We start from the raw sequence: 22,830 nt of genomic DNA on the forward strand, positions 1-22,830 counted from the left end.
TTGGGGTTAAAACTCTTAACTCTTAACTTTTTTAAACTGTTCCCCGACGTAGGAGAGGGAATCTTTGAGATGTTTGTGAAAGTAGTTCCAGCCAATATTTGCACCAGATAAACCATGACCTCCGGGAAAAGCATAAAATACATGATCGATGCCTAACTTATTTAAAGTTTCGTTGAAGGCTTTGGTAGAAGATAGTAAATTAGTATCGTTCAGTCCTGCATCCAAGTAAATACGCAATTGCCCTCTATCTTGAGGTGATAGCTGTTGCACAATTTGTTGAGGACTATTTTGCGATCCACTACTATCAGTAAAATAACCGCTATGGCTAAACAGAATGTGGAAGTTGTTAGGATAGCGTAAACCAATATTAAAAGCTCCCCATCCCCCAGAAGAGAGACCTCCCAGCGCCCAAAACTGGGGTTGTTCCAAAGTTCGGTAGCGGGACTTGACAACTTTCACCAATTCTGAACCTATCAAAGTCCCTATTTTACCATTCGGCCCATCAAAATAATCAGGGTCGTACAAGGGACTAGAACCGCGAAGATCGTTACCATCAGGTGTAATCACAATTGATGGCGGTAATTTTTTAGTTTGATACAGTTCATGCAACACATCTAAAACTGCATATTTATCAGCAAAAGCACGAGCATCATCATGACCCCCGTGTAATAAGAATATCACGGGGTAGCGCTTTTGCTGATTTTTGTTATAGTTGGGGGGCAAAATCACACCGTAGTTACGGACTTCACCCATCGCTTGGGAATTGAAGGTTGCTAATTGAAACTTTAGCCCAGTATTTACTTGTTTTTTGGGCGGGTCTAGTTGAGGCGCACCTAAGACGAATACATAATAATAACCAAATGTGCCCAGGAGTGCGATCGCACCTACTAAGCTAATTAAAAATTTAGAAATCTTCATATTTATTTTCCGGATTAAAAAAATTCACCTCCATTAAAGCTTAATGACACTTAATCGGCTGTAATTTGTCAGCAGATAAGCTGTTACGCATAAAACTAGTATATTTACTTGATAACGGTTGACTGTTGGCTAATGACCATCAACCGCTAACCGCCAAAGATTATAAAGAGTGTTTGTCTAAATTTAGACGCATCTGCCTTATTTTCAGGATTTATGAATGCTTTGGATTATCAGCAGAGCGAAACTGTTGACCGACAAATGTCAAAGAATCAGCTAAATGTTCTCGCCAATATTGCCAAGTATGGCTCCCAGGATACTGACGAGATACATAATAAATTTTTAGTTTTTTTAGCACCTTGCTAAATTTTTCAGATTCTTCGATTTCTTCCATATCTGAAGTACCTGCGTCGAGGTAGATTTTCAATCTTTTCTGAGCTTGTAGAGGAATGTTTTTAATATAAGATATTGGGCTATTTGTTGGGCCACTTTTATCCTGAAAATAACCACTATGACTAAATAAAATTGAGAAATGATCCAGATTGTGTAGTCCCACATTCACTGCACCCCAACCACCAGAAGATAAACCACCTATCGCCCAAAAATTTGGATTGTTGAGTGTACGATAACGACTTTGCACAACTTTGACTAATTCATTTCCTACGGCTGTAGAAACTTTACCGTAGGGACCATCGATATATGCAGGATCTCGGTAGGGACTAGAACCGCGTTTATCGTTGCCATCTGGTGTAATAATGATGCTGGGTGGCAACTTACCTGTAATATAAAGTTGTTGCAAAGTTTTGAGAGCTTCTCCCTTATTTTGAAGAAACCAATCACTGGGATTACCATGTCCACCGTGAAGAAGAAAGATTACGGGATAGCTTTGTTTTGGGTTTTGTTCATAACCAGGAGGTAAAGAAACGCCATAAGTCCGACTTGCTCCCATTACTTGACTATTGAAAGTTTCAATCTTGTAAGTTAAAGAAGTAGCTAAATCGCTACTCTTGGCCTGTTTTTGAAGTAAGAAAGGCGTTGTTTGTACATCTTGCTGTTGTCCTGGTTTTGCTGCTACACGTTGAGAGTAATTACAGCCAACTAGAGTTAATACTGAAACTAATAATAGAATTTTTGATTGTTTGTAGTTCATCTTTGGATATTAATTATTAAGCTTACTCTTTTAACCAATTAGCGATCGCCTCGATTCAACAACTTTGCCATTACTGTTTGTCAATGCTGTGTCAAGGTCATGGAAAGTTTGCGACTGGTTGTCAAGTCAAGTCAAAAGGACTTTTAAAATGCTGAAAAAGCTGCAACTCAATTCTTTGTTTGGCTTATTGCTGCTGCTGCTTTCCCTGTGGGCGATCGCTAACGAACTACACGAGTATAATTATCGTGATATTCTCGACTCTTTAGCTGCTATTCCCAAAAGTCGCTTAAGTTGGGCAATTTGGCTGACAGCTTTGGGCTATCTAGTGATGGTTGGGTACGATATCTTTGGTTTTAACTACATTAATCGTTCCCTAGCTTGGAATAAAATTGCTTTCACGAACTTTATTAGCTCCGCATTTAGTAATACTATCGGTTTTGCCTTACTGACTGGTAGTGCTATCCGTTATCGATTTTATACTAATTGGGGTGTATCGAAACTGGCGATCGCTCAAGTTATTGCTTTCGCCAATTTTACCTTTTGGTTGGGGATGTTCGCCGTTGCTGGGTTAATTTTTGCCATCAACCCTTTGACAATTCCCACACAACTACATTTACCTTTTGTAACAGTACGTCCCATCGGTGTAATTTTTCTGCTGTTGATTGTGATGTACTTGTTGGGAAGTATTTTTATCAAACAACCATTAATCATTCGCCACCAAGAATTTCGCTTTCCTTCTTTGGCAATATCCCTAGCTCAAATTGCTATTTCTAGCTTTGACTGGATTTTAGCGGCGGCGGTTCTTTATGCAGTGCTTCCTAGTAATATACCTTTCTCTTATGTTGACTTTTTAGCAATTTATTTACTAGCAATGTTTGCAGGTGTCGTTAGTAATATTCCTGGTGGTTTAGGTGTCTTTGAAACTGTGATATTGCTGTTTCTCTCTCATAAAATTTCAGCGGCGGCAGTTTTGGGAGCGCTCTTAGCTTATCGTGGAGTATACTACTTTTTACCTTTGCTGCTTGCAGCTGGGATGCTAGGAATATATGAAATTAAATTTAGAACCGATAGTTTCAAAAATTCAAAACATTAAAGTGAGATAACATTAGTGACTTTGATTATAAATCCTTAATCTGAACCTGTACTTCTCTCAATTAAGTAAAATCAACAACTATGTGAATTGGAAATACGGTAGCGTTCAGCAATATCTTCACAAACTAGAGTGTAAATTCATAATTTTTGCTGAGGCGATCGCCAATTCAATTTCCTCAAAATAGTGACAGTTAGTTGCAAATTTTGATTGAGATTTATATAAATCATCATCAAAATTAAATTTTACTTATTGAGGAGAGAAAAAATCATGAAAAACAAACTATTGTTTGGTGCCATCTTTATGGCGACTTGGGTAGGAACATTAATCCCCAGTGCTTTTGCGGCTTCACCCTGTTCTGTGGGACAAAAAGCTGAGGTTCTTTGGAAGGAATCATGGTATCCAGCAACGGTACTTAAGGTTAATAATGATAATTGCTATATTACATACGAAGGTTACGATAGCTCCTGGAATGAATGGGTTGATGCTGAACGCTTTCGGGTATCATTTGAAGCTGGGGATGCAGTAAGAATTTTGTGGAAAGGGAAATGGTATAAAGGGCGAGTTTTAGAAGTTAGTAACGATCTTTATAAAATTACTTATGACGGTTATGATAGCTCTTGGGATGAGTGGGTTGAACCTGCACGGGTAAGCAGATAAAAAATATTTCATTTTTATAAGTTTAAAGGGACGATTTCACGTGTTGGAGTCGTCCCTTTAAATTTATAAAAGGGCGGTTAGAAACCACAGCTACACGAGACTTTACCCACCTCCGTGGGTTTCAAACTCTCAATTTTTATTTAGTCCGCAGAGGCGGACTTTGTTTGTGTAGCCGCGATTTCCATTCGCCCTAGCTCTGTTAAACTGAGAACCATAAGTAAAATCTCGTATAGTTTGGCAAACTTATGGAGCCAGTATCACTGACAGCCGCTGCGATCGCAACTTTGGTAATCACCAAAGCTATAGAAAAAACCGTAGAGAAGATAACAGAAGGTACGCTGGACAAGCTAAAACTGCTGCGTCAAAAAATTTGGGATAAGTTCCAGGGTAAGCCGAAAGTACAACAAGCTTTAATAAAAGCCGAACAAGGTTCTAAGGAAGATTTAAACTCAACAACCTAGCGTTACTCTACTACTCCCAAGGCAGATACAACGAAGCCGAACCTCTTTACATTCAAGCTTTGGCACTCAAGCACAACCTTCTGGGAGAAGAACATCCAGATGTCGCACAAAGCCTCAACAACCTAGCGTTACTCTACTACTCCCAAGGCAGATACAACGAAGCCGAACCTCTTTACATCCAGGCTTTGGCACTCAGGCACAACCTTCTGGGAGAAGAACATCCAGATGTCGCACAAAGCCTCAACAACCTAGCGTTACTCTACTACTCCCAAGGCAGATACAACGAAGCCGAACCTCTTTACATCCAGGCTTTGGCACTCAGGCGCAACCTGCTGGGAGAAGAACATCCAGATGTCGCAAAGCCTCAACAACCTAGCGGGACTATACGACTCCCAAGGCAGATACAGCGAAGCCGAACCTCTTTACATCCAGGCTTTGGCACTCAGGCGCAACCTGCTGGGAGAAGAACATCCAGATGTCGCACAAAGCCTCAACAACCTAGCGGGACTATACGACTCCCAAGGCAGATACAGCGAAGCCAAACCTCTTTACATCCAAGCTTTGGAAATTTTTAAGTGTCGGTTAGGGCTGGATCATCCCGATACTGTTATTGTGCGTAAAAATTTAGAAGATTTGGGCGATCGCCCCACCTCAGAACAGTAAAATTCAAGTTCTCAAGCTCATAAATCCAGCTTTTATCTCCAAGGTTCGTGTTCTGAACTCAAAGTTTCCTGTTCCAAGTGAGAACGTTTCTGTTCCAAGTGAGAACGTTTCTGTTCCAAGTGAGAACGTTTCTGTTCCAAGTGAGAATGTTTCTGTTTCAAACGAGAACGTTCCTGTTTCAAACGAGAACGTTTGTGTTCTAAATGAGAATGTTCTTGTTCTGAGGTGGAATGATGGTGTTGTAAACGTGTAGGCGTAGCCCGTCGTAGACATCGCTCTACTTTAAAGTATAAATCTACAGGCGATCGCTTAAAAAGGAATCCATTCCAACTGATCTATCCATTCTTGTGCCTCAGTAGTCTCCCAAACTAGCAATAGTTCTTGTGCTAATTGCCCTATTGGTATTCTCGGACGCAACCAGAATAAGCCGCAAATATATCCACCTTCTGCCTAATGTGCTTCTAAATTAGCCGGCATACTAGCACGGTTATCTGTCACTAACAGCCGTTGAGATAATTGCAGATAAACCAACACATCAGGGTCTAAAGTTCTTAATGTCGGTGCATTACTTTCACCCAGGCGCAAAATATCTATTGCCGGGTTAAGACGAAGAATAGCTATTTTCAGACGGGGTGACAAATTTTCATCAAGCAAAAAACGAACTTTCACTAAGCACTTACCTGACGTTCATTTCTTTGAGTTTTTAAGATTCTGAGGCGCTGTACTAAAAATGAAGGATTTGCAAGCGATTCTTGGTAACGCTGTTCCCGCCATGTTGCCAGACGTGACAGATAAGCTTTGATATTGGTGCGATTATGGAGATAATAAGTAATGGTAGCGTGAATTTGCTCTAAACTCAAACTAGGTAGATTAGCAGCAATTTCTTCCGGCGTATATCCTTCCAAGTAATAATCAAGTACATTGTCGATGCCGATGCGGTGTCCTTTTAGGCGAATATCATCGGCTGATAAAAAGTCAAAATAATCTTCTAGTTGCATTGGTCTACCCAAATGGAATTCATAGCTATATTATCTCGCCATTATCTCGCCTCAAAGCTTTGAATGATGGTGTTGTCAAGGCGTAATACCAATTTTTTATGAAGCTGCATAGAATTCGATCCCCCCTAACCCCCCTTAATAAGGGGGGAACCGGAGTCAAAGTCCCCCTTTTTAAGGGGGATTTAGGGGGATCTAGAATTTTTTGCTACCAAGAAGAGGACTTTTCAAACATCCTCTTAGAACAAAATGGCTTTTATTTATTAAGAGAAGGAGGAAATCATTCTATTTATACTAATGATATAAAAACTCTTCCTGTAAAACGGCATCGTACCATTGATAGGATTACGGCTAATGAAATTTGTAAACAAGCAGGTTTATCAGCTAATTTTTAACTGATTATAAAGTCTACTGCGCCTAACGCACCGCCATAGGTAAATCGGCACAATAAAACCTTTAAAATATGATAGCCTCGCCCCAACAAAACTACCTCACTGCTGAAGAATACCTCCAAATGGAGGAACAGAGCGATATTAAGCATGAATATATAGATGGCTACATCTATGCGATGGCTGGAGCGCTCGATCCACACGTTACCATTGCGGGAAACTTATTTGCTCTCCTCCGTAATCATGTGCGCGGCTCTGGTTGTCGTGTTTACATCGCTGACATGAAAGCCCGAATTGAATCTCTGAATCGCTTTTATTATCCCGATGTGATGGTAACTTGCGATCGACGCGATCGAGAAACGCCAGCTTATAAAAGATTTCCCTGTTTAATTGTCGAAGTTTTATCTAATTCTACCGAAGCCTTTGACCGGGGTGACAAATTCGCGGATTATCAAACACTGGAAAGTCTGCAAGAGTATGTTTTAATTAATACAAAACGTCAGCGAGTTGAGTGTTTTCGCCGCAATGAGCAAGGGTTGTGGGTTTTACAATCCTATACAGCAGAAGATAAATCATTTCGACTCAACAGCGTCGATTTTGAGGAAACAATGGCAGCACTTTACGAAGATGTCGTTTTTGAATAATCAACTGATGATTGGGTAGGCTACACAATTTTTAGTAAACTAAATATCTATTAATATTTTCAAGGCTTCCTAACCCGGCGGAGGCATTGAGCAAAACAGACACAATTGATTGCATAAAAGTTATGGCGCTCATAGTTCAGAAATACGGTGGTACATCTGTCGGCTCAGTGGAACGCATTCAAGCTGTCGCACAGCGTGTTTATAAAACTGTTAAAGCTGGAAACTCTCTGGTAGTAGTGGTTTCAGCAATGGGCAAAACCACCGATGGACTCGTCAAACTAGCTAATGAAATTTCCACAAATCCTAACCGCCGGGAAATGGATATGCTGCTTTCCACTGGCGAACAAGTAACCATCGCTTTACTCAGTATGGCATTGCAGGAACTCGGACAACCAGCAATTTCCATGACTGGCGCTCAGGTAGGAATTGTTACCGAAGCCGAACACAGCCGCGCTCGGATTTTGCATATTGAAACAACTCGCCTAACTCGCCACATCAAAGCCGGAAAAGTAGTTGTAGTAGCTGGTTTCCAAGGCACATCCAGCGGTGGAGAGATGGAAATTACGACTTTGGGGCGTGGTGGTTCTGACACCTCAGCAGTAGCTTTGGCAGCCGCATTACAGGCGAATTTTTGTGAAATTTATACAGATGTTCCAGGGATTTTAACTACAGACCCACGCTTAGTTCCCGAAGCTCAGTTAATGGATGCCATTACCTGTAATGAAATGTTAGAACTAGCTAGCTTGGGCGCAAAAGTGCTGCATCCCCGCGCTGTGGAAATTGCTCGTAACTATGGTGTTCCTCTCGTAGTCAGATCTAGCTGGACAGATGAGCCAGGTACTTGGGTAACATCAGCCAAACCTCAAGGGCGATCGCTCATTAATCTAGAAATCGCCCGTCCTGTAGATGCTGTAGAATTTGACACCGATCAAGCAAAGGTTGCTCTATTGCGCGTACCTGACAAACCAGGAGTAGCAGCCAGATTATTTGGCGAAATTGCCCGGCAAAAAGTAGATGTAGATTTAATTATTCAGTCAGTTCATGAAGGTAATAGTAATGACATTGCCTTCACTGTCACCACACCAATATTAAAACGAGCTGAAGCAGTAGCAGCAGCGATCGCCCCAGCCCTAAGGAGTCAATCTCACCCCAAATTTGACGAAGCTGAGGTAATGGTAGAAAATAACATTGCCAAAGTCAGCATCGTCGGTGCAGGAATGATTGGGCGTCCCGGTGTAGCTGCGAAGATGTTCGCCACCTTAGCCGAAGCAGGTGTGAACATCCAAATGATTTCCACCAGTGAAGTGAAAGTCAGTTGCGTAGTAAATTCAGCAGAATGCGATCGCGCCGTCACCGCACTCCGCACTGCCTTTGAAATCGAAGCAGGGGAGCAGGGGAGCAGGGGAGCAGGGGGAGATGAGGGAGTCGGGGGAGACAAATTAATTTTCTTATCCCCCTCATCACCCCATCACCCTCCCATTCGTGGTGTCGCCCTCGACTTGAACCAAGCACGTCTTGCTATTCGCCAATTACCAGATCGGCCGGGAATGGCAGCGAAATTGTTTGGACTATTAGCGGAACATAATATCAGCGTTGATATGATTATCCAATCTCAGCGCTGTCGGGTAATTGATGGTGTTCCCAGACGCGATATTGCCTTTACTGTCTCCCAGATGGATGGAGAAAATGCCAAACAAATGCTCATACAAGTAGCAACAGAATTAGGATGGGGTGAAGTTGTTTTAGATAGTGCGATCGCTAAAGTCAGTATTGTGGGTGCCAGTATGGTAGGACAACCAGGCGTTGCCGCTAAAATGTTTGAAGCGTTAGCCCAACACCAAATTAATATTCAAATGATTGCTACCTCAGAAATCAAAATTAGTTGTGTTGTAGCACAAGAACAAGGTGTTAAGGCTTTGCAAGTTATTCATAACGCTTTTGAACTGGCTGGTAATGAAAAATTTGTCGTACCAGCCTAAAGCCTTACGTTAATTTTCCAGCAGTTCGCGCATCGACTCTTGAGTTAGGCGATGTTAAACATGATGAAACTGGAATCCCATACAATCTGATAATCGCTGCCCTTCAAGCCGGGGAGTATATTAATACACTCGCAATACTTGTCGAGTTTTGGGGAAAAGGGGAAGGTGGGGTCCCCTCTGGGGATAAGGGGCGGGGGAAAAGGGAAAGAAAAAACCTTTAACCCAACCCCAGTAACCTTTTCCCCAAACCAAATTCTGAGTTCAAAATGCAAAACCCGAGCAGTATTGAATACACTCCCCACTCAAAACTCCTCATGCCTTTCCCGCCACCACCGACTTTTCAACCAAAAGTTTCACTGCTGCTTGATATTGCAGATCCGCTTCGCTGCCAATCTGTTCGCGGTTAATCGCTGGTTGGGAAATCACTTTATCCGGCTTAATACCTAGTTTGTTAATATCCCGATGTTGAGGAGTTTCATATTTAGCAATTGTGACTGCTAAACCTGAACCATCTGATAATTCAAATAAAGATTGAATTAAGCCCTTGCCAAAAGTAGTTTCGCCTACCAATTGGGCACGAGCGTTATCTTGGAGTGCCCCGGCAAGAATCTCACTCGCACTAGCAGTTCCTTGATTCACCAAAATCACCAGAGGATCGTTCGTTAAGGCTGACCCAGAGGCTTCAAAACTACCTTGAATGCCTTGTCGGTTAACAGTGTAGACGATAGTACCAGAATCTAACCACAGACGGGCAATTTCAATTCCGGCTTGCAACAGTCCCCCAGGATTATTTCGCAAATCCAGAATGTAGGCAGCAGCGCCTTTTTTTTCTAGACTAGAAATAGCGTGTGCCAATTCCGTTGAAGCGTTGGCATTGAATTGAGTCAGACGGAGGTAGCCAATGGGTGTACCCTCAGTAGAAACACGCAATTCTGATACTACAGGATTAAGAGCAATGCGATCGCGCTTCAATCTAATTTCTGTTTCTGCCTCTCCGTCTCGTTCGATGACGAGAGTCACAAGGCTGCCACTCGGCCCGCGCATTTTGGTTGCAGCTTCATCAAGAGTGAGATTTTCAGTGGGAACGCCTTCAATTTTGAGAATGCGATCGCGTGGCTTAATCCCCGCTTTATCTGCTGGTGAACCTGCAATGGGAGCCACTACTTCCAACTTACCGGTTTCACCATTGAGAGCAATTTGCAATCCCACCCCCGTCAGTTCTCCAGAAGTATTTACCTGTAAGCTGCGGTATTGTTCCGGGTCTAAAAAACGGGTAAAAGGGTCATCAAGGCTCTTGAGCATCGTCCCAATAGCCGTATAAGTGGCATTTGAGTCCTTGAGAGGCTTCTCCAGAACCTTTTGCCGGACAGCCGCCCAGTTTTGATGATTAAAGGTCTCATCTAGATAACTACGATTGACAATTCGCCAAACCTCAGAAACCAGCTTTTGTTCTGCCGTCAAAGCCACTGCGGGCTGGGTAAATGTACCCAACACCAACCAAAACGCCATTAGCAGTGAAAATCCAACTCGAAAAAACTGTTTGTTCATGAACCCCATTATCAATTCCACCTCAACCCAAATTGCCTAGAAATGCCCAGTTGTCCTGTTGTTGATGAAATCTATCTCTCGATTATGTTACTTTTTTTATAGAAGTGGTGCATTCTTCTCATCAACTTGTTTTGTCAACTGATGCAGTTCATCCCACTCACCAAAGGATAAAATCTACTTTGTGTCCACCATTTTCTGGGTTAGAGCATAAAGAGATCGCAATACATTCCATCTTTACAGAGTGTAAAGTTTCTGAAAACTCATAGCACGCTGAAAGCTGAAAAGCAAACAAAAACCTCTTTACTAAAATCCCAAAATTGCTAATTGGGAGAGAAGCCTAAGCGGCGGCTTCAGGAAAGTCCACAGAGAGTTATGCTGCTACCCTAGCTTGTGGCATCCCTTGGGGTAAAGGGGAACGCCGAAAGCCGAACCCGCAGAATGTCCAAGCTGAGGACTCTTAGAACTTCCGTCGCCGATTTAGAACTTCGGAATTTATCAACCGCAACCGATTCTTAGGAACTTGAGATTGTATGGCCAACGTTTACGACTGGTTTGAGGAACGCCTGGAAATTCAGGCACTCGCCGAAGACGTTACTAGTAAGTACGTCCCTCCCCACGTCAACATCTTCTACTGCCTGGGTGGAATAACCCTGGTTTGTTTTCTCGTCCAGTTTGCAACTGGATTTGCGATGACGTTCTACTACAGGCCAACAGTCGCTGAAGCTTTCTCCTCAGTCCAGTACATTATGACTGAAGTGAACTTTGGTTGGCTAATTCGCTCCATCCATCGCTGGTCTGCGAGCATGATGGTGTTGATGATGATTTTGCACGTCTTCCGGGTTTATCTCACAGGTGGTTTCAAAAAGCCCCGCGAATTGACCTGGATCAGTGGTGTCATATTGGCTGTAATTACCGTTTCCTTTGGAGTTACCGGCTACTCCTTACCTTGGGACCAAGTTGGCTACTGGGCTGTGAAAATCGTTAGTGGCGTACCCGAAGCAATTCCTGTAGTAGGCGTTCTCATCTCCGACTTACTGCGTGGTGGTTCTAGTGTTGGTCAAGCAACCCTAACTCGTTACTACAGCGCACACACCTTTGTACTGCCTTGGTTGATTGCAGTCTTCATGCTGTTTCACTTCTTGATGATCCGCAAACAAGGCATTTCTGGTCCTTTGTAATCTCAACGATTAGCAAAAGGCAACATTTATTCAGTTTCCAGATGAAGTTGTTTGTTTTAAACTTATGAAACACAAGAAATTAATTGTACGTAAGTTACCAAAAACAAACACTCACATCCCTAGCCCAAAGCTTGAGACGCCCTCTAGGCGGTCGATCGTAGACAGATAAAACGTTGCCGCTTGTTAGGGTTGCTTACTAGCCGATGGCTTTCACAAATGCTTTAATTCAACTTAAGCAAGAGAGCGCACTTCAAAATGTCAACACAGAAAAAACCTGACCTGAGCGACCCTCAGTTAAGAGCTAAACTGGCTAAAGGTATGGGTCACAACTACTATGGTGAACCTGCTTGGCCTAATGACCTACTTTACGTCTTTCCAATCGTAATTATGGGTTCCTTTGCTGCCATTGTGGCTCTAGCTGTGCTAGATCCCGCGATGAACGGTGAACCAGCAAATCCTTTCGCCACACCTTTGGAAATTTTGCCCGAGTGGTATTTGTATCCAGTGTTCCAAATTTTGCGATCGCTCCCTAACAAACTTTTAGGAGTGTTAGCAATGGGTTCTGTACCTGTAGGATTAATCCTCGTTCCCTTTATTGAGAACGTGAATAAGTTCCAAAACCCCTTCCGCCGTCCAGTAGCAACCACAGTATTCCTATTTGGTACCCTTGTCACCATCTGGCTGGGTATTGGTGCTGCTTTGCCATTGGATAAATCTTTGACCTTGGGACTATTCTAAATTAGTCACCACAAAGTGCTTTGACGCCTGTGAGTTTTAAGAGCATATACAAATGTGCTTTTGAAAAAATTAACAGGCGTCAATTTTAATAATCCCGCTTAGACTTGGATTTAAAGTTTTGGATGGAAAAGCTATGCCAAAACCTAAAGCCAGTAAAACTCAACAAATACCAACATTTTTTACTTACTTCAGGTAAGTTGCTAATTCAAACCTTCGGAATACCAAAATTGTTCATGTTTTGTATTTTGGTAGACAGAATATGTCAATTTAGATTTTTATATCTCAGACAACTTTTGCAAAAAGCACAAAATTTAATCATTACCAAGTTGAGTTTGCTTTTATTCAAGTCACAGTTAATGCTCAGCATAGTACAGCAAGACCATCTGACGGTTAATAGCGAACTCAGCCTACTAAACCAGGTACAAGAATGGTTTGAGCAATTTTGTCTGCAACATTTGTCTCGACTTGGTTGGTCAAAAACCCAACTCGATCGCCTCAATTTAGCATTAGCAGAAGGCTTTACTAACGCTGTTCGTCATGCTCATTATGCCTTACCGCCGGAAACAACCATTGATATTGACGTTTATCTTTGGGCTGACCGACTAGAGATTAAAATTTGGGATCATGGAAAACCTTTTAATCCTGATGCGATCGCCGAACCAGAACCAGGTAGTCTCATCGTCGGCGGTTATGGATGGTTTCTGCTGAGGCGCTTGGCTGACCGTGTTGTATACGAACGTGTTGCCGATGGTCGAAACTGTCTGCTCATCGTCAAATATTCTGTAGAAGGACAAAGTTATAACTCAAGCACTCAAGCATAAAACAAGGCAGAATGCTTTTCATATCAATTGACGATCTTGCAGAAAGTCTTTAGTAAGAGAGCAAGCAGTCTTGGAATTAACTACACAGCTATTTGATTGATATTATACTATTTTTCTAGAAGCTCTAAATTGCAGTAATATATTTCTTAAGTAAAATTACTTAACGATTGTGATTTTTTAGTCAAGACTAAAGAGTATTGTTGTATAAAAAGAATTAGTGAATACAGTAAAGATAGCATTCGAGTTATGTAACCTCCTTTGTTAACATTTGTCAGCAGTGTTGAGAGTCTTAATTTTTGTTCTCCAACAGATGCCATTTAGTGCTTAAAGAGATAGAGGACATAGGGGACAAAAGATGACTAAGACAGCCCTAATTACAGGAATTACTGGTCAAGATGGCTACTATCTCAGCCATTTACTCCTCAACCAGGGTTACCGAGTTGTCGGCTTAGTACCCCCGCACCGCCAACCTAATTTAACAAAATTGGGAACACTGGCAAATCAGGTAGAAATTTTCACGGTGGACTTGAGGGATAGTATGGCGCTCTTGACCGCAGTCGAACAACTACGTCCCCAAGAAATCTATAATTTGGCAGCTCCTAGTTTTGTACCCGATTCTTGGAACGATCCCTTAGGCACCTTAGATTTAATAACTGGTACAGCTACTAGGCTATTAGAAGCAGTACGACATGTTGGTTTGTCTACTAGGTTTTATCAAGCCAGCAGTTCAGAAATGTTTGGTGATGTATTGGTTTCCCCTCAAGATGAGGAAACTCCTTTTCGTCCGAAAAATCCCTATGCTGCGGCCAAGATGCACGCCCATTGGACAATGGTGCATCACAGACAGCGCTATGGACTATTTGCCTGTAGCGGAATTTTATATAACCACGAATCTCCTCTACGCGCACCTCAGTTTGTCACACGCAAAGTTTCTTTAGCAGTTGCATCAATTAAATTGGGTTTAACTGACACCTTAGAAATCGGTAACCTAGATGCCAAACGCGATTGGGGCTTTGCAGGAGACTATGTGGAGGCTATGTGGCGAATGTTGCAGGTAGATGAGCCAGAAGAATATGTAATTGGCACAGGGAAGCTACACAGTGTCAGAGAATTAGTAGCTACAGCCTTTGAGTCTGTCGGATTAGATTGGACAGAACATGTAATCATAAATACTAATTTATTGCGACAAGACGAGCATTTTCAATTAGTTGCCAACCCCAGTAAAGCGAAAAGAAACCTTGGTTGGGAACCACAAGTCAGCTTTGAGAAACTTTTAGAAAAAATGGTAAAAACAGATTTAGAGCAGTTACAAAGCGGTGCAATCGCTTCCTTACCACAAGTTTAAATAACCAAACATGCTCATCCCCACAGTGACAGAAAACCTAAAATTAGGTGATAAAGTTAACAAAAAAACCAGCCATATCTTCGTGTTCTTAGAAATTTTTGCCCACGAAGGCGGCATTCAATCATATATAAAAGATATTTTTCGAGCTTATTTGAAACTCAATCAAGGCTACAAGGCGGAAGTCTTTTTGCTACGAGATAGTCCTGAGAGCTTAAATTATTTTGAAAACGAAAATTTTAAATTTCATTACTTTAAAAATCACTCTCCCCATTTGGGAAGAGTGAAAATGGCAGCCGCTTTACTGAAGTGTTTATTGCAAAACCGTCCGCAACAAGTTTTCTGCGGTCATATTAACTTAGCAGTATTAATACAAACCCTTTGTCAGCCATTGGGGATTCCCTATACCGTGCTAACTTACGGTAAAGAAGTTTGGGAACCGCTAAAAAATCAAGAACGTCGCGCCCTAGAATCCGCAGCAGGAATTTGGACAATTAGTCGCTATAGCCGCGATCGCGCTTGTATTGCCAATGGTCTAGATCCCAAAACAATCCAGATGATTCCTTGTGCAATTGATGGTGATAAATTTACCCCTGGTAACAAACAGCCAGAATTAGTTGAAAAGTATGGCTTCAGTGGTGCTAAGGTGTTGATGACAGTGGCACGTCTGTGGTCAGGAGATATTTACAAGGGTGTGGATGTCACAATTCGGGCTTTACCACAAATCGCTGAAGTTTTTCCAGAAGTAAAATATTTGGTAATTGGTCGCGGTGATGACCAACCGCGATTAGCTCAGCTTGCTAAAGATTTAGGTGTAAGCGATCGCGTTGTGTTTGCTGGTTTCGTTGCTACAGAAGAATTAATGGAACATTATCGCCTTGCTGATGCCTATATCATGCCTTCCCAAGAAGGCTTCGGCATTGTCTATTTAGAGGCGATGGCTTGTCAAGTCCCTGTATTATCCGGTGACGACGATGGGTCAGCTGACCCCTTGCAGGATGGTAAACTGGGATGGCGAGTACCACACCGCAATCCTGATGCTGTAGCAGCAGCTTGTATAGAAATGCTCCAAGGCAACGATCGGCGGTGTGATGGACAGTGGCTACGAGAACAGGCGATCGCCCTGTTTGGCTTGGATGCACTCCAACAGAGGTTGCAACAACTGCTTCTCTCCTCAGTTATCAGTCATAATAACAAATGACTAATGACTTATGACCAAAATCGCTATCCTAGAGGGAGAGCAGGACGACATTTAAAAAATGAGCTTTAAGTCATTTCAATTGAATCTTTTAAATCTCCGCCCTTGGCTCACCTTGCTAGCAGTTATTTGGTTGCTAGCGTCATTGGGCTTGGGTTGGTTAGTTAATTCATTACTAATTATTTTCGCGTTGGTGTTGTTAGCACCGATTGTCGCTTTCTTTGGCTTTCGTTGGTGGCTGCAACGCAACTTGATTGCCGATCGATGTCCCGTCTGTGGATATGAATTTACAGGTTTAAATAACAGCCAGGTGCAGTGTCCTAACTGTGGTGAGTCATTGTTAGTACAAAATAGTCATTTTCAGCGATTGACACCAGCGGGCACTATTGACGTGACAGCAGTAGAAGTACCAGCTAAATCATTGGAAGATTAGTCATTGGTCATTGGTCATTTGCAAAGGACAAATGACTATTTATTTTGTTGCGAGATTGAAAGGATGTAGTTAGACTGTTGCTGAGATAATTCGCCCACATACAGCGAGTATGTTCCTGCTTGCCAATACCCAGAAAGTTCTGGCTTGCCTCCAGAGTAACTATCTGCTTGGACACAAAATTTTCCTCCAGGTCCGTCAATTAATAGCGTTGGCTTTCCTTGGCTTTCTACAGTTAATCGTAAGTAAGGCAGTGACTCTTTCACGTGGATAATTTGATTCGGTGTAATGCTAATATTTCCACACTTACTTTTGACAGATCCCCCAGACTTTCCGTTCAAAACTAGCGGATCTGGTTGGAAATTCCGATTAATTTCAATCTGTGGTGTCTGTGCTAAATTAGCCTCAGTGAGCATCAAACTCATCGCCAAAGCTGTAGGAACAATTGTCAGTAGCCTAAGCGTCTTCATTTTACTAATGCTCCAGATTCTTTACTAGAGCAACATAAGTTATACATAGCCTGATTTAGTAGACGACAGCAATTCTTACTTGGTTCCAAAAGCTGCCGTGTATTCTAATACCGTTAAGCCAAAATTTTTTCTAGAGATTTTATCTAGAGACATTCCAGACAAGATGTCGATTCTACAAGAAAAGTTATATGGTTTTTATTTGAAAGTCTCTCATAAGTTGTTGGAATAATTCAGCACTAAGATGCATGAATTTGATACTTAAACTTTGATACAGCATCTAAGTGATAGTGCTAGGCTCAGAATGAAGGCTGGAAGATCGCCAGAAAAAAAGATAATTTTTACCCGTTGAGAAAGGTCTTGCACACACAGACATTAGCTAAAATCACAAAGACAACCACCAAAACAAAATTTGATTGGTCTGTTGTTGAAAAAGTGTCCTAGCTGAGGTAGAAAAATTGATGAATCCTCAAAGAGAAGAAGACTTGCAGCGTCGCCTCGATAAGCTAGAGGCGGAGATTAATTCGTCGCCTGAGGTGGTTCCGCAATCGCCAGAACAAAAACAGGCATTTCAATTTAGTTTTGCTAACCTAAACTTGCAACTAGAGCGATTTCAGATCTGGTTCAACAGTTTATCTGGAGCAAAAAAGCTGGTAGTTGGGGGTGTATCTGTGCTACTAGGTTTGGCGATGGTGCAGGCAGTATTTAAACTGGTTGCATCTGTAATTAGTCTGGCACTTTTGGCAGTGTTAGTGTATGTTGGATACAAATTTTTTGTGTCTGGTAGCTTTCAACGTAAGCAATAGTCTATTTTAATTGTGCCGATAAGGGCGTAGAAATAATGTCAAAGGGAATTATACAATGACGACACCAACTGTAAGGAGAAGTAATCAATCTGGTCAGTCAAAAGAACCGGAAAGAGCCAATTCACTGCTGTTAGCAAGTAGGCGTTTTGCTGCTTGGGCGGCTGAAATCACACTAGTGGTTACTAGTGGGTTGATTCCCTTTGGCATTGGTGTCTATGCCAATTCCAGGAGCGATCTGAATCGGGTGCCGCTTAACCCTGTGCTGGTAACAACAGAAAGAGCGATCGCCAGACCATTGGCTCTGCCTGTGAGCTATGGCATTCCTAACGTAGCATGGCCGACTAATTTTTTATGGACAATAGCCTTATTAGCGCCCGTAACTCTCTCGTGGTGGCAGTTGTATTTACTGGCTAAGACTGGTAGGACAATTCCCAAACGTTGGTTAGGAGTGCGGGTTGTCAACGCTCAAGGAATGCCACCTGGGTTAGGAGCAGTTGTACTCAGAGAAGGAGTTGGTCGTTGGAGTGTACCCATTTCCATCGCTTATCTCCTGTGGCGCTACAGTTTTGCTTTTCCTAATTTAGGATTATTCACATTTTTGGGAGTGTTAATGGTGTTGGGTGAAGCAATAGCTTTACCATCCGGTCGGGAGCGTCGCGCCCTCCACGATCAACTCGCGGGTACTTACAGCATAGATGCTACTCGCCCTTTGCCATCTTCATTTTTAGCTAACAAACAACTTCAGTCTACTAGTGATAGCGATCGAGCAGAAGAATGGCAGGAGGGAAATGAAGAATTAGCTCTAGCCCCAACCCAAGCACCTCATATATGGCGGCGGATAAAACAAAACCCCAATCTGACTTTGTTTGTGGTCGGGCTGACGAGCATGACTGCTGTGCTGGCAACCTTAATCGGCACTCAAGTTTATATTCAAATTCAGCAATCCCAGCGAGCAACCAAGCAAATAAACGGCCAACAGTTCGTCGAACTTGTTAAACAATTAAATCCCAGTTCTGGAGCGACCAATGAGCAACGCCAAAGTGCAATTTTGGCATTGGGCGGTCTTAAAGATCCACAGTCTATTGAATTTCTCGCGGATCTTTTGGTCAAGGAAACCAACCCCAGCCTCCTGGATACGATTCAACAAGCTTTGACAACTGTCGGTCCGAAAGCCATACCCGAATTGAAAAATAAAAATCAGTTCCTAGTAAGTGAACTAGAGTCTTTGAGTAGCAGTCCAAGCCAAGAGCGAGAACTGCAACAAACGCGGTTACAAATCAACCAGCGGACGATCAATAAAATTCTCTCTGTTTACAGCGGGAAAATTGAGGGTGTTGACCTTAGTCGCATCCAATTAGGTCAAAGCGGTACTTCTGGAAATTCCTCATTTAACTTGGTATTAGACAACATTGATTTGTCAGGAGTTAAGTTAAAATCTGCAAATCTTAATCAAGCCAGTTTTAAGGGTAGCCGCTTTCGGAGTATGGGTGAGGATGGACGCTGGGATACCTACGACGATGTAATGGCTGATTTAAGCCAAGCTCAGTTGCAGCAAGCCAATCTCACTGATGCGAACCTCAGCAGAGTTTTGATGAACCGTACCGATTTGAGCCGCGCCACTCTCAATAGAGCCAACTTATCTAGTGCCCGTCTATTTGAAGCTAAGCTAAACAGTACCCAACTAGTAGGAGCGGATCTGCGAAACGCAGTCTTGGAGCAGGCCAGCTTAACTGGAGCAGATTTAGGTGACGCCAAATTGAACGAAGCTAATCTGTACGCTGCGCGTTTAGGTCGCGTTTCTGCCATCGGAACACAATTATCGTTTGCCAACTTAACTAACACTGATTGGGAAGGGGCAGATTTATCAGGAGCCTATTTGGATCGGGCTAATCTCAGCAATGCCAACCTGAGTGCTACTCGTCTGACTGGTGCTGTTTTGCGTTCTGCCCAGATGGAAAACGTTAACTTACAAAATGCTGACCTCAGTCTTGCAGATTTACGAGGGGCAAATGTAGCAGGAGCAAATTTTAAGGGAACAATTCTTGCTCCAAGCAAACAAGATCCAGCCGATCAATTTGTCAAAACACCAGATTTAGGCTCAGTATCTGCTGTAGTCCAAGGCGTTGATTTTTCCCAAGCCAAAAATTTAGATTCCAAGCAACTAGCGTATATTTGTACACAAGGAGGCATTCATCCCAGTTGCCCGTAGAATGGGAGGGAGGGGAAGCAGAGGGGCAGAGGGGCAGAGGAGCTAGAAGAGAATAATTAATTACCCATGCCCCATGCCCAATGACAAATTAAAAATGACAAAATGGTGTGAGGAGTTGGGTTATGAAATATATTCCATATTTGGCTTCAGTTTTGGGGGCTGGCTTAGTCTTGAGTTTGGCTCAACCAGCGCACGCTCAAGTAGCATATGGTAGTTACATCGGTATCGGTCCAACTGTTGGTTTTACCGATGGTATCCAAATTGGTGGGGTTATAGCTGGCCGTTACAAGCTTTTGGAAGCACCAATTTCTCTCCGCGCTCAAGTGTTAATAGGTAATAATACCGCTGTTGTGCCAACGGTTTCTTACGATATCCCGCTCAACTGGCAAGCTGATGCATACTTGGGCGCTGGGTTGGTACTGGCTGGTGGTGGTGGATCTTCTCCTGTGGGCGACAAAATTAGTTTTGCTTTACAGCCAGGCATTGATTATATGATTCCCAATAGCAATACTGTGCTTTTTGGCAACGCCATTATTGCTTTTGATGCCTACCGTGATAGCGGTGGTACAGCTATATCTGTACAAGGTGGTGTTGGTTTGAGATTTTAAGCGGCACTTCTATTGTGCATCCGCTGAGATACATAGGTAGCCTTTTACATAGTATTAGCTTGGAGTTTGTACTTAGGCAGCAGATCGTGGAAATATTCTATGTGTCGGTCAATTCCAAGTTCTATCTATGGCTTTACGCTCTTTTGTTTGGTTGAATCTCTCATCTCGAACCCAATCCCCAGGCGATCGCTATCCCTAAAGAAGCGTTAAACTTCATTGCAAATTAAGAAGTTAGTCCAAACAACATGATAATTTTTGATGGTGAAGAGAAACAGCACAGGATTAACTCAGGAGAACACAGTGGCAATGGAATCAAATTTCTTAACTGATGCAGGCGCAGATGAAATGAATCAAGATTTCAGTGAATATGTCGCTAACCTGCAACTTCATATGACTCTGCAATCACGCAATCTTGTTCCAACCCTGAAGCAAACACTACTAGATAGTCGCCAACAGCTGCTCCATCAAACCCAAGCCAACTTTGAAAAGCTAGTTTCTCGACAAGGGTTATAAATCTATACATACTTTAATCAAAATTCAAATAAAATAAAGGCAGATGTTGTTGAGTTAATGCCAATGGTGTTCTCACAAGGTCTGCTTTTTCTGCGTTTTTAAGTATTAAGTTACTAAAATCACACTTTTGGGGCAATTGTCAAGAGCAGAAAGTAGTTAAGATGATTGCAGCAGTTCCTTTGAAGAGCAGTTAGTTAAGGCTAAATGGCGGCTCGAATTTAAAATGACTTCATTACTTCCCCGAAACCTCAACGTTGTTATTCGACCAGTCCAATTCCGGGATCTGGACGGAGTTGAACGTATCACTCAAGAGTCATTCGCAGCCCTCACTCCCAAGGGAGCAGGTTTTGCAATCAGCCAGATGCAAAGGCTGCGTCGCTGGTATGGATTACTCAAATTTTTAAGTTGGTTTCCTAACCCGCTACAGTACCACCTGTGTGCGTATGTAGCAGAGCAAGGGCGGATGCTTCTAGGGATGATTCAAGTGTCACCGTTTAACCGCACGCGTAGTACTTGGCGGATCGATCAAGTGCTACTAGAGCGTGGTGTCGATAAACAAGGAATTGGTTCGCAACTTTTGCGTCATTGTTTTGAATCGATTTTGGAAGCTCGCACTTGGCTACTAGAAGTTAATATCAATGACATAGAGGCACTGGCACTATATAGACAGAATGGATTTCAGCGTCTAGCAGAAATGACATATTGGGAAATTGAGCCAGAATTACTGGTTGAATTAGCACAAGCAGAGCCAGATTTGCCCAATCTCTTACCAGTGAGCAATGCTGATGCCCAATTACTATATCAGCTAGATACCGCATCGATGCCGCCTTTGGTACGTCAAGTTTTTGACCGTAACACCCGCGACTTTAAAACCAGTTTGTTTGGTGCTTTGACTGATGCAGTCAAGCAATGGATAACCAAAACAGAAGTAGTTAGTGGTTACGTATTTGAACCGCAACGTAAAGCAGCGATCGGTTATTTTCAGGTGCAACTTGACCGTAAGGGCGAAGTCCCCCACGTGGCAACACTGACAGTTCATCCTGCTTATACTTGGTTGTATCCAGAATTACTTTCTCAACTGGCTCGCATTGCCCAAGATTTTCCCCAGCAAGGGTTACAATTAGCTTCCTCAGATTATCAGGCTGAGCGAGAAGAGTATTTGGAGCGAATCGGGGCAAAACGTATAGAACATACACTGATCATGTCTCGCTCTGTGTGGCACAAGCTACGGGAGTCGAAATTCGTCTCCTTAGAAGGAATTCAGTGGACTGATATGCTACAAGGTCTACAACCGGCTCGTAAACCCATTCCAGGTGGTATGTCATGGCTACAACCAGGAAAGTCGCTATCCTCAGATAGACCCCAGCCAACGAAGCCAGAACCGATTAACTTTTCGGCAAAAAACCCTAGCATAGAAGCATCGCCGATTCCGGAATCAATAGATGCACAGCAGGAGAACTAGTGTGATCCCCCAGGAGCAAGCAAAACCTTTTATTTCAGCTTTGGGATTAGATTTCGGCCGCAAGCGAATTGGTGTGGCTGGGTGCGATCGCACTGGTTTGATTGCCACGGGTATCACCACAATCGAACGTACATCTTTTGAACAGGATGTGCAACAAATCCGACAAATAGTTAATGAGCGCCAGGTACAAGTCCTGGTTATGGGTTTACCTTATTCAATGGATGGTTCGCTAGGATTTCAGGCGCGTCAAGTCCAAAAATTTACTACAAGACTTACCAAAGCCCTGAATTTGCCTGTGGAATATATAGATGAACGATTAACTTCATTTCAAGCTGAACAACTGCTGATAGCCGAGAATCGCTCTCCATCACGCCATAAAGGTCTAATTGACCGCAAAGCAGCCGCTTTAATTTTGCAACAATGGCTGGATGTTAAGCGGGCTAGTTCTCGCAGTTCAGTGACGGCTATTGACTATTGATACCTTTTAACATGATATTCTGAAAACGATTACCCAGCATTTGTATTTACGTGTAAAGCTATTTCATAGTTAAACGATTTACAAAC

General features: G+C 42.7%; 24 protein-coding genes and 1 pseudogene. 19 read left to right on the top strand and 6 right to left on the bottom strand.

Annotated elements, in window-relative coordinates; all coding sequences use genetic code 11:
* Positions 1–15: 15 nt before the first annotated feature.
* Positions 16–918, bottom strand: coding sequence for an alpha/beta hydrolase (locus ACFG4S_RS05590; RefSeq protein WP_392533851.1), 903 nt, complete (start codon positions 916–918; stop codon positions 16–18).
* A gap of 211 nt (positions 919–1,129) precedes the next feature.
* A complete protein-coding gene (locus ACFG4S_RS05595; protein ID WP_392533852.1) occupies positions 1,130–2,065 on the bottom strand; it encodes an alpha/beta hydrolase in 936 nt (311 codons plus the stop codon).
* A gap of 148 nt (positions 2,066–2,213) precedes the next feature.
* Here ACFG4S_RS05595 and ACFG4S_RS05600 point away from each other — a divergent pair, with 148 nt between their 5' ends.
* The 4 genes and pseudogenes from ACFG4S_RS05600 to ACFG4S_RS05615 form a co-directional block, all read left to right on the top strand.
* Complete coding sequence (locus ACFG4S_RS05600) at positions 2,214–3,158, top strand: lysylphosphatidylglycerol synthase domain-containing protein (protein ID WP_392533853.1); 945 nt, start codon at positions 2,214–2,216, stop codon at positions 3,156–3,158.
* Between the two features lie 267 nt (positions 3,159–3,425).
* The gene (locus ACFG4S_RS05605) at positions 3,426–3,815 is read left to right on the top strand and encodes an agenet domain-containing protein (protein WP_392533854.1); all 390 of its coding nucleotides are present in this window, start codon (positions 3,426–3,428) and stop codon (positions 3,813–3,815) included.
* Positions 3,816–4,060: 245 nt separating this feature from the next.
* Positions 4,061–4,276 carry a hypothetical protein gene (locus tag ACFG4S_RS05610; protein ID WP_392533855.1) on the top strand — a complete coding sequence of 72 codons (216 nt, stop codon included), beginning with the start codon at positions 4,061–4,063 and terminating at the stop codon, positions 4,274–4,276.
* Positions 4,264–4,939: pseudogene (locus tag ACFG4S_RS05615) on the top strand (tetratricopeptide repeat protein); the annotation flags it as partial. The gene ACFG4S_RS05610 and the pseudogene ACFG4S_RS05615, both read left to right, overlap by 13 nt.
* Before the next feature lie 450 nt (positions 4,940–5,389).
* Here ACFG4S_RS05615 and ACFG4S_RS05620 read toward each other — a convergent pair.
* The gene (locus ACFG4S_RS05620) at positions 5,390–5,608 is read right to left on the bottom strand and encodes a hypothetical protein (protein ID WP_392533856.1); all 219 of its coding nucleotides are present in this window, start codon (positions 5,606–5,608) and stop codon (positions 5,390–5,392) included.
* On the bottom strand, positions 5,608–5,937 hold the full coding sequence (locus ACFG4S_RS05625; protein WP_392533857.1) for a DUF433 domain-containing protein: 330 nt from the start codon (positions 5,935–5,937) through the stop codon (positions 5,608–5,610). The genes ACFG4S_RS05620 and ACFG4S_RS05625 overlap by 1 nt, the downstream gene beginning before the upstream one ends.
* Before the next feature lie 98 nt (positions 5,938–6,035).
* On the opposite strand from ACFG4S_RS05625, the gene ACFG4S_RS05630 reads away from it, so the two are divergent.
* The 3 genes from ACFG4S_RS05630 (at position 6,036) to ACFG4S_RS05640 (ending at position 8,946) form a co-directional block, all read left to right on the top strand.
* The gene (locus ACFG4S_RS05630; protein WP_392533858.1) at positions 6,036–6,329 is read left to right on the top strand and encodes a type II toxin-antitoxin system HicA family toxin; all 294 of its coding nucleotides are present in this window, start codon (positions 6,036–6,038) and stop codon (positions 6,327–6,329) included.
* Between the two features lie 68 nt (positions 6,330–6,397).
* A complete protein-coding gene (locus tag ACFG4S_RS05635; protein WP_392533859.1) occupies positions 6,398–6,967 on the top strand; it encodes a Uma2 family endonuclease in 570 nt (189 codons plus the stop codon).
* Between the two features lie 122 nt (positions 6,968–7,089).
* Positions 7,090–8,946 (top strand): aspartate kinase, encoded by a 1,857-nt coding sequence (locus ACFG4S_RS05640; protein WP_392533860.1) that lies wholly within the window; start codon positions 7,090–7,092, stop codon positions 8,944–8,946.
* A 312-nt stretch (positions 8,947–9,258) separates the two neighbouring features.
* On the opposite strand, the gene ctpA is transcribed toward ACFG4S_RS05640, so the two are convergent.
* Positions 9,259–10,503 carry a carboxyl-terminal processing protease CtpA gene (gene ctpA / locus ACFG4S_RS05645; RefSeq protein WP_392533861.1) on the bottom strand — a complete coding sequence of 415 codons (1,245 nt, stop codon included), beginning with the start codon at positions 10,501–10,503 and terminating at the stop codon, positions 9,259–9,261.
* 521 nt (positions 10,504–11,024) lie between these two features.
* Between ctpA and petB the strand changes: the two genes are divergently transcribed.
* The 6 genes from petB (at position 11,025) to ACFG4S_RS05675 (ending at position 16,204) form a co-directional block, all read left to right on the top strand.
* On the top strand, positions 11,025–11,672 hold the full coding sequence (gene petB, locus ACFG4S_RS05650) for a cytochrome b6 (RefSeq protein ID WP_392533862.1): 648 nt from the start codon (positions 11,025–11,027) through the stop codon (positions 11,670–11,672).
* A 255-nt stretch (positions 11,673–11,927) separates the two neighbouring features.
* The gene (petD, locus tag ACFG4S_RS05655) at positions 11,928–12,410 is read left to right on the top strand and encodes a cytochrome b6-f complex subunit IV (protein WP_392533863.1); all 483 of its coding nucleotides are present in this window, start codon (positions 11,928–11,930) and stop codon (positions 12,408–12,410) included.
* Positions 12,411–12,766: 356 nt separating this feature from the next.
* Positions 12,767–13,231: an ATP-binding protein gene (locus ACFG4S_RS05660; protein ID WP_392533864.1), complete on the top strand. Its 465-nt coding sequence runs from the start codon at positions 12,767–12,769 to the stop codon at positions 13,229–13,231.
* A 355-nt stretch (positions 13,232–13,586) separates the two neighbouring features.
* Entirely contained in the window at positions 13,587–14,576 is a 990-nt protein-coding gene (locus tag ACFG4S_RS05665; RefSeq protein ID WP_392533865.1) for a GDP-mannose 4,6-dehydratase, read from the top strand.
* Positions 14,577–14,586: 10 nt separating this feature from the next.
* Positions 14,587–15,774: a glycosyltransferase family 4 protein gene (locus ACFG4S_RS05670; RefSeq protein ID WP_392533866.1), complete on the top strand. Its 1,188-nt coding sequence runs from the start codon at positions 14,587–14,589 to the stop codon at positions 15,772–15,774.
* Between the two features lie 58 nt (positions 15,775–15,832).
* Positions 15,833–16,204, top strand: coding sequence for a hypothetical protein (locus ACFG4S_RS05675; protein ID WP_392533867.1), 372 nt, complete (start codon positions 15,833–15,835; stop codon positions 16,202–16,204).
* A gap of 35 nt (positions 16,205–16,239) precedes the next feature.
* Here the strand turns inward: ACFG4S_RS05675 and ACFG4S_RS05680 are convergent, their stop codons facing one another.
* Entirely contained in the window at positions 16,240–16,671 is a 432-nt protein-coding gene (locus tag ACFG4S_RS05680) for a hypothetical protein (RefSeq protein WP_392533868.1), read from the bottom strand.
* A 458-nt stretch (positions 16,672–17,129) separates the two neighbouring features.
* Between ACFG4S_RS05680 and ACFG4S_RS05685 the strand changes: the two genes are divergently transcribed.
* The 6 genes from ACFG4S_RS05685 (at position 17,130) to ruvX (ending at position 22,744) form a co-directional block, all read left to right on the top strand.
* Positions 17,130–17,474 carry a hypothetical protein gene (locus ACFG4S_RS05685; RefSeq protein ID WP_392533869.1) on the top strand — a complete coding sequence of 115 codons (345 nt, stop codon included), beginning with the start codon at positions 17,130–17,132 and terminating at the stop codon, positions 17,472–17,474.
* A gap of 55 nt (positions 17,475–17,529) precedes the next feature.
* Positions 17,530–19,683: a pentapeptide repeat-containing protein gene (locus tag ACFG4S_RS05690; protein ID WP_392533870.1), complete on the top strand. Its 2,154-nt coding sequence runs from the start codon at positions 17,530–17,532 to the stop codon at positions 19,681–19,683.
* Positions 19,684–19,805: 122 nt separating this feature from the next.
* The gene (locus ACFG4S_RS05695) at positions 19,806–20,291 is read left to right on the top strand and encodes a hypothetical protein (protein ID WP_392533871.1); all 486 of its coding nucleotides are present in this window, start codon (positions 19,806–19,808) and stop codon (positions 20,289–20,291) included.
* A gap of 306 nt (positions 20,292–20,597) precedes the next feature.
* Positions 20,598–20,804 (top strand): hypothetical protein, encoded by a 207-nt coding sequence (locus ACFG4S_RS05700; protein WP_392535917.1) that lies wholly within the window; start codon positions 20,598–20,600, stop codon positions 20,802–20,804.
* A gap of 223 nt (positions 20,805–21,027) precedes the next feature.
* On the top strand, positions 21,028–22,266 hold the full coding sequence (locus ACFG4S_RS05705; protein ID WP_392533872.1) for a GNAT family N-acetyltransferase: 1,239 nt from the start codon (positions 21,028–21,030) through the stop codon (positions 22,264–22,266).
* Entirely contained in the window at positions 22,247–22,744 is a 498-nt protein-coding gene (gene ruvX / locus ACFG4S_RS05710; RefSeq protein WP_392533873.1) for a Holliday junction resolvase RuvX, read from the top strand. The genes ACFG4S_RS05705 and ruvX overlap by 20 nt, the downstream gene beginning before the upstream one ends.
* Positions 22,745–22,830 lie beyond the last annotated feature (86 nt).

Source organism: Nostoc sp. C117 (assembly GCF_043099735.1).
Lineage (GTDB): Bacteria > Cyanobacteriota > Cyanobacteriia > Cyanobacteriales > Nostocaceae > Nostoc.

Excerpts from the sequence above, each read along its gene's own strand:
- ACFG4S_RS05590 (WP_392533851.1), bottom strand. The coding sequence starts at position 918 with ATGAAGATTTCTAAATTTTTAATTAGCTTAGTAGGTGCGATCGCACTC.
- ACFG4S_RS05595 (WP_392533852.1), bottom strand. The coding sequence starts at position 2,065 with ATGAACTACAAACAATCAAAAATTCTATTATTAGTTTCAGTATTAACT.
- ACFG4S_RS05600 (WP_392533853.1), top strand. The coding sequence starts at position 2,214 with ATGCTGAAAAAGCTGCAACTCAATTCTTTGTTTGGCTTATTGCTGCTG.
- ACFG4S_RS05605 (WP_392533854.1), top strand. The coding sequence starts at position 3,426 with ATGAAAAACAAACTATTGTTTGGTGCCATCTTTATGGCGACTTGGGTA.
- ACFG4S_RS05610 (WP_392533855.1), top strand. The coding sequence starts at position 4,061 with ATGGAGCCAGTATCACTGACAGCCGCTGCGATCGCAACTTTGGTAATC.
- ACFG4S_RS05625 (WP_392533857.1), bottom strand. The coding sequence starts at position 5,937 with ATGCAACTAGAAGATTATTTTGACTTTTTATCAGCCGATGATATTCGC.
- ACFG4S_RS05630 (WP_392533858.1), top strand. The coding sequence starts at position 6,036 with ATGAAGCTGCATAGAATTCGATCCCCCCTAACCCCCCTTAATAAGGGG.
- ACFG4S_RS05635 (WP_392533859.1), top strand. The coding sequence starts at position 6,398 with ATGATAGCCTCGCCCCAACAAAACTACCTCACTGCTGAAGAATACCTC.
- ACFG4S_RS05640 (WP_392533860.1), top strand. The coding sequence starts at position 7,090 with ATGGCGCTCATAGTTCAGAAATACGGTGGTACATCTGTCGGCTCAGTG.
- ctpA (WP_392533861.1), bottom strand. The coding sequence starts at position 10,503 with ATGGGGTTCATGAACAAACAGTTTTTTCGAGTTGGATTTTCACTGCTA.
- petB (WP_392533862.1), top strand. The coding sequence starts at position 11,025 with ATGGCCAACGTTTACGACTGGTTTGAGGAACGCCTGGAAATTCAGGCA.
- petD (WP_392533863.1), top strand. The coding sequence starts at position 11,928 with ATGTCAACACAGAAAAAACCTGACCTGAGCGACCCTCAGTTAAGAGCT.
- ACFG4S_RS05660 (WP_392533864.1), top strand. The coding sequence starts at position 12,767 with ATGCTCAGCATAGTACAGCAAGACCATCTGACGGTTAATAGCGAACTC.
- ACFG4S_RS05665 (WP_392533865.1), top strand. The coding sequence starts at position 13,587 with ATGACTAAGACAGCCCTAATTACAGGAATTACTGGTCAAGATGGCTAC.
- ACFG4S_RS05670 (WP_392533866.1), top strand. The coding sequence starts at position 14,587 with ATGCTCATCCCCACAGTGACAGAAAACCTAAAATTAGGTGATAAAGTT.
- ACFG4S_RS05675 (WP_392533867.1), top strand. The coding sequence starts at position 15,833 with ATGAGCTTTAAGTCATTTCAATTGAATCTTTTAAATCTCCGCCCTTGG.
- ACFG4S_RS05680 (WP_392533868.1), bottom strand. The coding sequence starts at position 16,671 with ATGAAGACGCTTAGGCTACTGACAATTGTTCCTACAGCTTTGGCGATG.
- ACFG4S_RS05685 (WP_392533869.1), top strand. The coding sequence starts at position 17,130 with ATGAATCCTCAAAGAGAAGAAGACTTGCAGCGTCGCCTCGATAAGCTA.
- ACFG4S_RS05690 (WP_392533870.1), top strand. The coding sequence starts at position 17,530 with ATGACGACACCAACTGTAAGGAGAAGTAATCAATCTGGTCAGTCAAAA.
- ACFG4S_RS05695 (WP_392533871.1), top strand. The coding sequence starts at position 19,806 with ATGAAATATATTCCATATTTGGCTTCAGTTTTGGGGGCTGGCTTAGTC.
- ACFG4S_RS05700 (WP_392535917.1), top strand. The coding sequence starts at position 20,598 with ATGGAATCAAATTTCTTAACTGATGCAGGCGCAGATGAAATGAATCAA.
- ACFG4S_RS05705 (WP_392533872.1), top strand. The coding sequence starts at position 21,028 with ATGACTTCATTACTTCCCCGAAACCTCAACGTTGTTATTCGACCAGTC.
- ruvX (WP_392533873.1), top strand. The coding sequence starts at position 22,247 with ATGCACAGCAGGAGAACTAGTGTGATCCCCCAGGAGCAAGCAAAACCT.